At 45.6% G+C, this 12,142-nt stretch carries 9 protein-coding genes; 4 read left to right on the top strand and 5 right to left on the bottom strand.

Going from position 1 to position 12,142, the window contains the following annotated elements:
• The 4 genes from COW20_03080 to COW20_03065 form a co-directional block, all read left to right on the top strand.
• Window positions 1–152, top strand: a 152-nt coding sequence (locus tag COW20_03080) for a hypothetical protein (GenBank protein ID PIW50500.1), incomplete at its 5' end; no start/stop codon positions are given.
• 214 nt (window positions 153–366) lie between these two features.
• Window positions 367–777: a hypothetical protein gene (locus tag COW20_03075; GenBank protein ID PIW50499.1), complete on the top strand. Its 411-nt coding sequence runs from the start codon at window positions 367–369 to the stop codon at window positions 775–777.
• 110 nt (window positions 778–887) lie between these two features.
• Window positions 888–4,736, top strand: coding sequence for a hypothetical protein (locus COW20_03070; GenBank protein PIW50498.1), 3,849 nt, complete (start codon window positions 888–890; stop codon window positions 4,734–4,736).
• A gap of 2 nt (window positions 4,737–4,738) precedes the next feature.
• Window positions 4,739–5,854 (top strand): hypothetical protein, encoded by a 1,116-nt coding sequence (locus tag COW20_03065; protein ID PIW50497.1) that lies wholly within the window; start codon window positions 4,739–4,741, stop codon window positions 5,852–5,854.
• Window positions 5,855–5,877: 23 nt separating this feature from the next.
• On the opposite strand, the gene thiL is transcribed toward COW20_03065, so the two are convergent.
• The 5 genes from thiL to nusA all read right to left on the bottom strand — a co-directional run bounded on the left by thiL (window position 5,878) and on the right by nusA (window position 11,855).
• Window positions 5,878–6,822, bottom strand: coding sequence for a thiamine-phosphate kinase (gene thiL, locus COW20_03060; protein ID PIW50496.1), 945 nt, complete (start codon window positions 6,820–6,822; stop codon window positions 5,878–5,880).
• 5 nt (window positions 6,823–6,827) lie between these two features.
• Complete coding sequence (locus COW20_03055; GenBank protein PIW50495.1) at window positions 6,828–7,400, bottom strand: hypothetical protein; 573 nt, start codon at window positions 7,398–7,400, stop codon at window positions 6,828–6,830.
• A 7-nt stretch (window positions 7,401–7,407) separates the two neighbouring features.
• Entirely contained in the window at window positions 7,408–10,233 is a 2,826-nt protein-coding gene (locus COW20_03050) for a translation initiation factor IF-2 (protein ID PIW50494.1), read from the bottom strand.
• 234 nt (window positions 10,234–10,467) lie between these two features.
• Window positions 10,468–10,728: a hypothetical protein gene (locus COW20_03045; protein PIW50493.1), complete on the bottom strand. Its 261-nt coding sequence runs from the start codon at window positions 10,726–10,728 to the stop codon at window positions 10,468–10,470.
• The gene (gene nusA, locus COW20_03040; GenBank protein PIW50492.1) at window positions 10,728–11,855 is read right to left on the bottom strand and encodes a transcription termination/antitermination protein NusA; all 1,128 of its coding nucleotides are present in this window, start codon (window positions 11,853–11,855) and stop codon (window positions 10,728–10,730) included. Before nusA ends, COW20_03045 begins: the two co-directional genes overlap by 1 nt.
• Window positions 11,856–12,142 lie beyond the last annotated feature (287 nt).

Raw genomic sequence — 12,142 nt, 5'->3', positions numbered from 1 at the left:
CGGGGGGGCGAACCTTTGCCCAGAACGCGGAGACCTGTGTGATTTATGGCATGCCTGAAGTGGCCATGAAACTGGGAGCTGCTGAAAAGGCCATTCCCCTGATGGAGATCCCCAATACCCTGCTCGCTGCCTTGCGAATAGGTGTATTTTAGTTTTGTCTATGATTTGAAATCAGTTGATATTTTGGGGACTGAAATTAAAAATAAAAATTTATCAGAATGATACGTGATTTTTGATTTGTAAATATAAATATTTTATTTCTAATTATTTTATTCTTGAGAGTGTTTTAAAATAAAGGACGGAAGATAAAGACTTTACTGATGGGTATGCTCCTGCAATGGAAGCAATACCAAAAGGGCAATCAAGGTGAATAAGACAGATCAAGTATGTCAAAAAATTGTTTCAGAATTTGAAAGTGTTCTGGCGTTTGGGGTTGTGGATTTATTCTCGGGAAAGATTTTGGGGCTTTTTCATACCATTCCCTATTTTCAACAAGATTATATCGATGCCGTAGTTGCGGCTTCTGTGGATCTCTTTCGGGGCAAAAGTATTACCCGCATAGAAGCCCTGCTCGCTGAGCAAAGGGGAACCCAACCCCGCCATCTCATTGAAGAAGTCTTTATGACGACCCAAAGCACCTATCATTTTATGCGCATTCTGCCAAGTAAAAATGTCTTGGTTGTTTTGATCACGGAGCGAAGAATCAGTCAGGCCAAAGGGTGGTCTTTGCTTCGCCTTGCAATGGGAGATATCGAGCATGTCCTTCAAGCGGATTAAAGGAAATCGAGACGGTGAACTTGATTGCGTATTTTGCGATGCTGCCTCTCAAGTTTTAGGCAATTTATGATGCAGAATCTTTGTGGATATCAAGAAGGGTGGGGATTGAAATGAGCGAGAGTTTATCTTGTTTATTCGCTGGGTCAGAGATTGCACAATCTGTCTATGAGACCTTGTTTACCATGCCCGAGATTCTGATGCTTATTCTAAACAGAGAGGGGGGTGTCTCAAAAATAAATCAGGTGGCCTGTGAGGTGTTGGGGATTGAGGCCTCTGAAATAATTGGAAAAAATTGGTTTCAATATTGTCTGCCTCCTGAACAGATTGAATCGGTCTATGACGAGTTTCTGGCTTTGATCGATGGGAAGCGAGAAATGCACTCCTATTTTGAAAACCCAATTTTGAATCGCTTAACAGGAACAGAAACCTTCATCGGTTGGAACAATCATCTGCTTTATGATGCCAAGGGAGACATTCTTGGTGTTTTGTGTTCTGGTAAAAAAATAGACAGTCTTCATTATTTAGAAGAAATTGAAAAATACAGCCCGCTCGTTTTTTGCTTTTTATTGGATATTGCAAAAAATTATTTTAAGTTTGGTTTTCAGGAAAGCATTCTCAGAGTGCTTGAGTTTATTGCAGAGCAAACAGAATCGAAGCGGGTTGAAGTTTATTTGGGGCCTCAAGCGCCGAATGCAACCCCCAACTTTTTTTGGGAGAGTGAAAGGAGCGGAACCCAGGCACGAAAAACCTATCTTCATCAAATGGATTGGGTTTCAACTGAGACTCTGAATCTTCAATTGGTATTGTCTGGAAAAGCCAGGCCCTATCAAGCGATTGACAAATGGTTGGCTCAATTTCTAAGTCAAATTTTACAGGTTTTGATTTTGCAATTTCATCAAACCCTTGAGCAGACCCACAAAGAAAATCAATCTGCTCAAATTTTACAGGCTTTGGATGAAGGCTTATTGGTATATGACCTGGTGGGAGAACTCACACTTTATAACCCTGCTGCTTTGCGTATTCTGCGTGTCAAGCCCGAAAGTATCAAAACCTATCGTTTGGGGCTGAATCTGCGCAAAATGTATTATGAAAATGGTGAGGTGTGTTCACCTGAAGATTATGCTGCCTGTCTTGTTTTACGAACAGGAAAACCCTGCCATCGTCAGACTTTGGGAATAGATCTTCCCTCCGGTGAAAGAATCTGGATTTCTCAAAATGCCGATCCACTGACTTCTGCTGAAGATGGCGCTTTGCAAGGGGTGATCGTGACCTTTCGTGATGTTACTGAACGCATGTCACAGGTTAAGCAACTTCAGGCCCGCCAACGGGAATTAAAAGAAGCGCAGCGCATTGCCCGACTTGGATTTTGGGAGTGGGATATTCTCACCCATCAAGTGCATTGGAGCCCTGAGGTTTATCGCATTATTGAGCGCGATCCTCAAACCTATGAAGCCACTTACCCCAATTTTTTAAACTTAATTCCAGCAGAAGACAAAATGCTGGTTGAAGCAGCGGTCAAGAATGCGGTTGAGGGGCTGCAGCCCTATGATATCGATCATCGGATTATTTTGCCCCAGGGTAAAATCTGTTATGTGCATGATCATGCTGAAGTGATCAGAGATGAAAACGGAAAGGCACTCAAACTGGTGGGGGTGGTTCAGGATATTACCGAGCGCAAACTTACCGAGCAGGCGCTGAAGGCCGAACAGGTGCGTTTAAGCCTGGCCTTGGAAAATGTAGATTTGGGGTTGGCCGAATGGGACCTCGATGCCCAAACGGTTTATATTGACCCACGCATGGCCCAAATTTTAGGCTGTTCACCAGGTTGTACGCTTACCCATGCTGATTTTCAAGCCTTTTATCGTTCAGATGAAAGTGAGCGGATTTCAACTGCGCTGCGTCAAATCATTTGGGGCGAAGAGCAGAGCTTGAATCTTGAATTTTGGATTGTCAGAACAGATGGCGAGGAACGTTTTCTGCGCGTTCGCGGCAAAAGCCTGTGCAATGAACAGGGAAAACCCTATAAAATTATTGGCTTGTTTTCAGACCTTACGGATCACAAGCGGATTGAAGAAGAACTGGAGGAACAGGTTTCTGTCCGCACCCAAAAACTTGAACAGGCTTTGCTTGATAAAAATCGAAGGGTTCAGGAATTGCGGTGTTTGTATGCCATTGCCCAACGCCTGCATGAAAATGCCCATACAACTGATTTGATTCGAGATGTGGTCGCTTTACTGGAAACAGGTTTTAGTGAGCCGGGTCTTTGGTGTTTTGAATTGGAATTGCCAGGTGATACCACAGGCTGTGATTGTGCGAATTCTGAACCTGAGCATGAGATTGAAATTTTTCTGGATACGGATTTACCCCCAGGATATTTGCGGATTCTCAGGGGGTGCAAACAAGGTTCCGAAAAGCATGTGCTGTCTCAGCAAAATCTGGATCTTTTAACCGGGGTTGCGCATCTCGTGGGCCAGACCTGGAAACGTTTTTTTACGCAGGAACAACTTTTGTTGGCCCGCGCAGAGGCAGACAAAGCCAATCGTTCTAAAAGTTTATTTCTCGCCAATATGAGCCATGAGATACGCACGCCTTTGACTGCCATTCAGGGGTTTTCTGAGCTTTTACAGGCTGAGTTAAACGAGCCCCGTTTGATTCGGTATCTGGAGATTGTGCGCAATAATAGCCAGGTGCTCTTGGCGCTTTTACAGGATATTTTAGACCTTTCTAAAGTGGAAGCCGGTAAATTGGTAATACAGCCGTCTCCACTTGAACTCAAAGGTCTTTTGCAGGATGTCTATCTGATGTATGAAAAGAGCTTTAAAGATAAAAATCTGCATTTTGAGCTCATTTTGCCTGAACAACCTGTGCCCTTAATAAATTTGGATGAATACCGTCTGCGACAAATACTCACCAATTTAATCAGCAATGCTTTAAAATTTACGCCCTCAGGTCAAGTCAGTTTGCGCTTAAATCTTCTGGAGCAAACAGCAGATGAGCTGAGTTTGGAATTGATTGTTCAGGATACGGGTCTTGGTATTCCTGATGCTTTTCAGGAGCGCTTGTTTCGACCTTTTGAGCAATATCAGGCAAATTCAAATCAAAGTGGCTCTGGCTTGGGGCTCTCCATCTCTCACAGTTTGGCAAAACTAATGGGTGGAGAGCTCAGTTATCGAACCTCTGCAACACCCGGTTCCTGCTTTGTTTTGCGCTTGAAGCATTTGATGATTGTGCAAGAAAGAAATTTAACCTCAGATCTTCCCATTGATTCGCCGGTTGAATTTGAAAAAGCTTTGGTCTTTATTGTCGATGATATTGCTGAAAACCGTGAGTATCTTCAAAATATATTGCAGAAATGGGGGCTTGAAACACAGTCCTTTTCATGCGGTGATGAGGTGCTTGCGCAGGCTGAATTGCGCTTGCCAGAATTGATTCTCATGGATTTACGCATGCCGGGTATGAGTGGGCTTGATGTTCTCAAACTGTTAAAGCAATCTGAACGAACGGCCCAAATACCTGTTTTGGCTTTAACAGCCTCAGGTCTGCAGGGGGAAGAACAAAAGATGTTGGCACAAGGCTTTTCAGATTATTTACGAAAACCTTTTCAGCGTCAGGCTTTGCTCTCTTCTCTTCAGCATTATTTATCACATTGTTTGGTTTCCAATACTGAAAATAAATTTTATGAAAATAAAATGAATCGCAGTGAAATAATTGATGAAATTGAAAAAATATGGATACCCGCATGTGATAGATTGAAGGACTCAGTCATTATCAATCAAATGAATGCTTTTGCTTCTGAACTTCAGTATTTTGCAGTTAAGAATGACCTATTTGCACTTTTGCGTTTTGCTGAGAGACTACAAAAAATGATTTCAGAATATGATTTGGTCGAGGTTCCCGAAATGATGTTGGAATTAAAAAAAATATTTAAATCCAAATTAGAAAAATTGAAGAGTACCTGAGCATGGAAATGCAATCTTTAATTTTATTGATTGATGATAATAAAGACAGTCTTCAGGTTTTGGCTGATATACTTCAACGCCAGGGCTATCTGGTAACCGCAGCCAATCACCCCTATAAAGCCCTGAAGTTAATCGAGCGTGTGAAACCTGATTTAATTCTCTGTGATATTCTCATGCCCGATATGAGTGGCATTGAATTGTCAAAAAAAATTCACGAACAGTCTGATTTTCAAGATGTTCCCCTGATTTTTTTAACCGGCAAATCTGAGACAGACGATGTTTTAGCTGGTTTTGAAGCGGGAGGGGTGGATTATATCTGCAAGCCCTTTAATCAGGCTGAACTTTTGGCGCGTGTCAGTACGCATCTTGAACTGAAACATGCCCGCGATCAACTGGCGCTCTATACCCAGCATTTGCGGGTTCTGAATCAGGAAAAATATGATTTATTGCATATTGCAGCCCATGAGTTGAGAAACCCTTTAAATGCCATCAGTTTGATTGCGCAAGCGATGAAAAATGCAAAGAATACCTTTCCGCTTGAAAAAATACACAATATAGGCTCTGCAATACTTCGGGATATTCAACTGATGGCGACGATTACCAGTAATTTATTGGAATTGGATCAGCTTGAATCGCAGCGGCTCAAGCCTCGTTTTGAAAAGGTCAATCTTTGTGATTTTGTTGTGAGCTGTGGAGAAGATTTTAAGAGTTTGGCCCAAGAATATAAGATTGGCTTGAATATTCAAACAGATCCTGACTGTTCGACTATGACAGATCCTTTGCTTTTGAAGCAGATTGTGCACAATTTATTGGGCAATGCCTTTAAATTTTCACCTTCAGGTTCCCAGGTTGAATTGGGCTTAGCTTTTTCAGGCTCTCAACACAGAATTTGGGTCAAAGATCAGGGGCCTGGTTTTTCGCAAGCGGATCGGTCTCGCCTCTATCAAAAGTTTGCACGCCTGTCGGCCCAACCCTTGCGCCATGAATTATCAACCGGTTTGGGGCTTGCGATTGTCAAAAAACTTGCTGATTTATTGGCTATTCAAATTGAGCTTGATAGTGAGCCAGGGCAAGGGGCCTGTTTTACACTTTACTTTGAGCCACTTCAATCCAAATAAGCGTCTTTGGGGGCGGGATCTGGCTAAAAGTGTTGAAATCCAAGTGTTTCTTTCAAAGGGTGTCTTGAACCATCAGAAGAGACGATCTGAATTTGAGGGCTTGGTGTGATCGAACCTATTTGTATCCAGCCCAGCTTTTCTGCTGCTGCGCATTGCTCGGGGGGGAGGGCCGCCACCAACTCATAATCTTCTCCCCCTTCAATGATCCATGGCCAAGCTGAAAGATTTTCTGCTTCAGCGAGTTGTTTCAGCTCTGGCAGGCAAGGTACTTTTTCAAGCAAGATGCTGCAGCCGAGTTTTGGGCCGCAAAGTAATTGTAGAGAGCGCCCCAATCCATCGCTTGCGTCGGTTAGGGCCAAACGATTGCATATTTTGGACAAGGCTTGGGCTGCTTTTAGCTGGGGTTGAGGGCGAAGCAGTTTTTCTTTGAGGCAGGCATAGCCTTCCAGATTGTTTTCAAGGCAATACAAGCCTGCGGCCGCCCCCCCGAAACTGCCACTGACGAATAGATTATCGCCAGGCTGGGCTCCTGATTGCAGGGTGGGGTGAAGTGCTGTTCCCAGCAGGTTGATAGAAATTACAATTTTTGCACTTGAACGGACGGTGTCTCCGCCGACCAGCTCGACCTGCCAGAATTCACTGGCTGCTTGCAAGGCCTTAAAAAAAGCCTGAATCCAGGCCGCGTCCATCTCGGGGGGCAGGCCCAAACCCAGGGTAAAAGCCAAAGGTTCTCCTCCCATGGCTGCAATATCGCTTAAATTGACAGCCAAAGCTTTCCAGGCTAAATCTTCAGGGCTGAAGTAGTTGCGGCGAAAATGCACGTCTTCCAAAAGCAAATCCGTGGTCCAAAGCAAGCTGCTTTGATTTAAAGGGCCAAGAATGGCTGTGTCGTCACCTATTCCCAGCTGAACTTCTGGGTGAAAATGGGGAAATTTTTTTGCCAATTGAATGATGGCGTTTTCGTGCATGGGGTTCAGAGAATCTGGGTCATCAGGTTTTGAAACTGTTTTTCAAGCGTTTTTTGCTCTTGTTTCAGGTCCTGAAATTCACGGGCATTGATTTTGATGCCCACTCTGCGTGAAATATCCAGAAAATCATGGCGGCTGCGTAAAAAATCCCAGCGCTGTTTGATTTGGGCTACTTCTATCAAGAGCATATTTTTTTGCAGAACAGTTTTAAAGCCTGCATCGTTTAAATTGGCATAGCCAATCTGGCGTTGGGCAAAATAAAACAAGAGCGGGGCAGGAATATCCTGAAGGCGCAAAGGAAGATTCTTACTCAGGGCAGGATCCAAATAACGGGCTTGTACCCAACCTGTTTGATTGCCTTGCAGGCGAATCTGGCACCAAAGTTCGCCATCGGGGGCATAAAAAACCTGTTTCAGGGGAACTGTGGTTTTTGAAAGTCGGGTCAAATTTCCACTGCGTAAATCGGGGCCGGGTTTGATCACCACATTCTGAGTGGGGATATAAACGTCAAAGGCTTGAACGGGCAAGGCCCAGCTTGCCAATAAAATCAGCAGACTGGGCCAGAAAATACCGCGCATAAGGAGCTTAGGCTTTTGAAATTTCGTGTCGGGCCACAACTTGATAAAATTCAAGCCGATCTCCGACTTCAAGATCATTGAAGTTTTGAACGCCAATACCGCATTCATAACCCGTGCCCACTTCTTTCGCGTCGTCCTTAAAGCGTTTCAGCGAAGAAATTTTACCTGTGAAAATCACTTCTTCATTGCGCCAGACACGGACACGTGAGTTGCGTTCGCATTTTCCGTCACGGATATAGCTACCTGCAATCGCAGTGCCTTGTTTGCCCACTTTGAAGACGGCACGAATTTCGGCCTCACCAATGGTATGTTCTACCATTTCAGGTTCCAGCAGGCCTTCCATTGCGTTTTCGATATCTTCAATCAGTTTGTAGATGATGTCGTAGAAGCGCACTTCAATCTGTTCGCGTTCACACACGCGTTTGGCATTGTTGTCAGCTTTGACGTTAAAGCCAACTACCAAAGCATTGGAGGCTGAAGCCAACATAATATCGTATTCAGAAATTTCGCCAGTGGCAGCATGAATAATATGCAATTGAATGCGGTCATCTGAAAGACGATCCAGTGAGTGGCGAATGGCATCTACAGAACCATGAATATCTGCTTTGAGGACGATATTCAGTTCTTTCAGTTTGCCCTCTTTGACATTTTCATAGAGGTTGGAGAGATTGATGCGGCCACGACCCCGTGAATCGGTTTCTTGTTTTTCAGCGTTTTCACTGGCTTGCGCTTTTGCTATTTTTTCGTTTTTGACCACTTGCAAGATATTGCCTGCTTCAGGAACATCTTGAAAGCCTAAAATTTCAACAGGAATAGAGGGCCCTGCTTTTTTGATGTGTTTGCCACGGTCATTGGTCATGGCGCGTACTTTGCCCCAAACCGTTCCTACAACAAATGCATCACCGGCTTTGAGGGTGCCCGCTTGAATTAGAACGGTTCCGACTGCGCCGCGACCCTTGTCAAGTTTGGATTCAATCACGATACCAGAAGCTGCTTTTTCAGGATTGGCTTTCAATTCCATCAGTTCAGCGACCAGGAGAATCATTTCGAGCAAATCATCGACGCCGTCCCCACTTTTTGCAGAAACAGGAACAATGACGGTGTCTCCACCCCATTCTTCAGGCACGAGATCATATTCAGTCAGTTGTTGTTTGACTTTTTCAGGATCAGCACCAGGTTTGTCCATTTTATTGATGGCTACGATAATCTGAACCTTGGCTGCACGGGCGTGGTTAATTGCTTCGATGGTTTGCGGCATAATGCCGTCATCTGCCGCCACGACGAGAATGGCCATATCGGTCACATGGGCACCACGGGCACGCATCGCTGTAAACGCTTCGTGGCCAGGGGTGTCGAGAAATACGATCGGTTTTTCATCAACTTGGACCAGATAAGCACCGATTCTTTGGGTAATGCCGCCTACTTCTGCATCCGTTACACGGGTTTTGCGAATATAGTCGAGCAAAGAGGTTTTACCGTGATCGACGTGGCCCATAATCGTGACAATCGGAGGGCGTGGTTTTAAGCGGGCAGGATCTTCATTGGGAGGCGGTGGAACCACCTGTACATGGGGATGCGCAGTTTTTGTTGCCTTATTGGCAGAGGGCATCAGAACTTCATATCCCAGTTCATGGGCAACCATTTCAGCGGTTTCTAATTCCAGGACATGGTTAATCGTTGTGATCACACCTTTCATAAACAGGGCCTTAATTACTTCTGATGCGCTGATGCCCATTTTTTCAGCCAATTGGCTGACCGTAATATTCTGATGCAACTCCACTATTTTCTCCTGGGGTTCGACCTGTTCGACCCGTTCCTGAAACTGTTGACGCTCACGGCGTTTTTCTTGACGCATCTGTGTTTTACTTTTGCGTTGTTGGTTGGGGCCTGAGTTTCCGGGAGCACCTGCACCCTGACGATTTTGAGGCTGTCCTCCTGAGGGACGGTAGCCGGATTGGCCTTGAGGACGGTTGTACTGTTGTTGCTGACCAGGTGCCTGGCCTTGACGCTGCTGTTGTCCTTGGGGACGGTTGTATTGTTGCTGTTGGCCAGGCGCTTGGCCCTGAGGGCGGTTGTACTGTTGCTGTTGGCCAGGCGCTTGGCCTTGAGGGCGGTTGTACTGTTGCTGTTGGCCAGGGGCTTGTCCTTGGGGGCGGTTGTACTGTTGCTGTTGGCCAGGGGCTTGTCCTTGGGGGCGGTTGTACTGTTGCTGTTGGCCAGGGGCTTGGCCCTGGGGGCGGTTGTACTGTTGCTGTTGGCCAGGCGCTTGGCCCTGGGGACGGTTGTACTGTTGCTGTTGGCCAGGGGCTTGGCCCTGGGGGCGGTTGTACTGTTGCTGTTGGCCAGGGGCTTGGCCCTGACGTTGTTGTCCCTGAGGGCGATTATACTGTTGTTGGGCGTTAGCCTGTCCCTGGCGTTGCTGAGCTTGTTGGCCCTGGTTGCCAGAGTGAGTGGTTTGTAAGTTTTGATCATGCCGTTTTTCAGACTGGTGAACAGCTTGAGAGGCTTGTTGAGCAGACTTTGGAGCTTGAGAAGAAGATACTGAAGCTTGTGCAGGTTTTTCAGTCATGGGGGTCTTGGTTGTTTCGGGCACAGATTTTGTCTGTTTAGGGCTTGCGCTCTGATTGGAACTTGATTTGGATTTAAACCCAGCCACAATTTGGTCCGCAGCAGTATCTTCTATGACTGCGTTGTAATGAATGCCAAATTTGCTGTCTTCTTTAAATTCTATGCCCAGTTTGCGGCACATCTTTGCAATTTCAGGATATTCGATATCCAACCCATACAGGGTGTGAATCTCTTTTTTTACTTCAGAAATACGTTTTTTACTCATACTGTCTTCTTCTTCTGCTTCATTAGTCCAGCCTATAGCACAACCTGGGGCGTCGGGGGGATTCTGCAAACAGTTTCTGGGCGCAACTGATTCAAGGCTTGAAAAGGGGTGCTCCGTAAAAAGGCTGCGCACCGATGCGCCTGTGATTGCAGACCTGCCGACGGGCCTGACCACAGGTCAGAATAACATAGCCTGAGGGTAAAAACCAACCCGAAAGCATTATAAGGGGGGTGATCAGTTCTTTCCAGGAAGCTTCAGACGTTCAAAAAAATCATGCAGATCCTGCTCTGGGATCGTTCCCCAACGTTTTTGGAGATAGCGCTTTCTTTGCATGCGCTCCAGGCAGTTGGCATTTTGGCAGACATAAAGACTGGGCCCTCCAGGGGCATTGGTTTTGACCCATTGAGGACCCAGATCCTGTTTCTGAATTCTGAACATCAGTTTGCGGTGGTTAATGCACCTGCAAACGATACATTTTCTAAGAAGGGCCTGCATCAGTCTGCGGCAATACGCGCCTTTTCCTGTGCTGCTTGCTGCATTTCCATTTTTTGTTTGCGCAGCTCGCTTTCAGTCAGAATATCCAAATGACAATTGGTTAAATGTGCTGCCAAACGCACATTCTGACCTTCCCGGCCAATGGCAAGCGAGAGTTGATCATCGGGAACAATAATCGTTGCATTGTTTTTGTCTTCGGTGAGGTTGACCTGAACAACCTTGGCGGGGCTGAGCGCGTTGGTGATGAAGGTCGCGAGATCTTCACTCCAGCGGACAATATCAATTTTCTCGCCTTTCAGCTCATCAATGATGGGATGAATGCGCGAACCACGCGAGCCAATACAAGCCCCCACAGGATCCACATTGCCTTTAAGAGAATGAACGGCTACTTTGGTACGAAAACCCGCATCTCGGGCAATTGATTTGATCACGACAGTGCCATCTGCTACTTCGGGGATCTCGATTTCAAAAAGACAGCTGACCAAACCAGAGTTTGCTCTGGAAATGACGATATGGGGCCCACGCTGCGTTTCTTTGATTTCTGAAAGATACACTCTGACTTTGTCGCCATAGCGATAGCGATCATTGGGCAATTGTTCAGAAGCAGGCAAAACCAATTCTGACTTATTGTTTAATTTGACCACCACATTGTTTTTTTCAAGCCGCTGGACGGTCGCCGTGACCATGGTCCCGACCCGATCACGGTATTCTTCCATAACTGCTTTTTTTTCTGCTTCACGCAGGCGTTGGGTGATGGCTTGCTTGGCTACCTGTGTCGCCAAACGTTCAAATTCTCGGGTAGACAGAGACATCTCCATGCGTAATTCCTGGCCAATTTGGGCCTCAGGATGCTTTTTCTGAGCTTCTTTTAAAGAGACTTCGTTGGGATTGTCTGAAGTGCCTTCTACGACTTGGCGCAACATATACACTTTGATTTCATTCTGGTTGGAAGTATCAATTCGGAGTTCAACTTCCGAATCTTTGTCCATTTTTCCCAGTTCCTGCATTTTTTTGCGGTAGGCGCCTAAAAGTGCAGATTCAATAACTTCAATCACGCTTTGGGCGCTGATTCCACGTTCGCGTTCAATTTGTTTCAAGGCCTCGGTGAAGGTTTCTGCAAGTTTCATGCCTCTGTGCCAATTTCCCTTTATCTCAGATTATTCAGGTCTGCAATCTTCTCGTTTTGATGGCCATGGTTAAGCCATTTTCAGGCGAAAAAATAAACGCTCAACAACAAGGTGAAGGCGTTCTGACAGTTAAATTGTCCTGAATCACCTGTATTATAGCGCATTGGAGGGGGGCTGTCCAGACGGTGAGCAGGGGCAGTGACTCCTTGTTTTATCAGCACTCAGACGGTTTTTGAAACGAGAAATTATCACTCAGAAATGGTTCTGATTGAAGTCTTGTGAAACAG

It is taken from the genome of bacterium (Candidatus Blackallbacteria) CG13_big_fil_rev_8_21_14_2_50_49_14 (genome assembly GCA_002783405.1).
In the GTDB taxonomy this organism is placed as follows: domain Bacteria; phylum Cyanobacteriota; class Sericytochromatia; order UBA7694; family UBA7694.
Note: the sequence above shows the minus strand (reverse complement) of the source record. Positions and strands in the feature narration are given on the sequence as shown.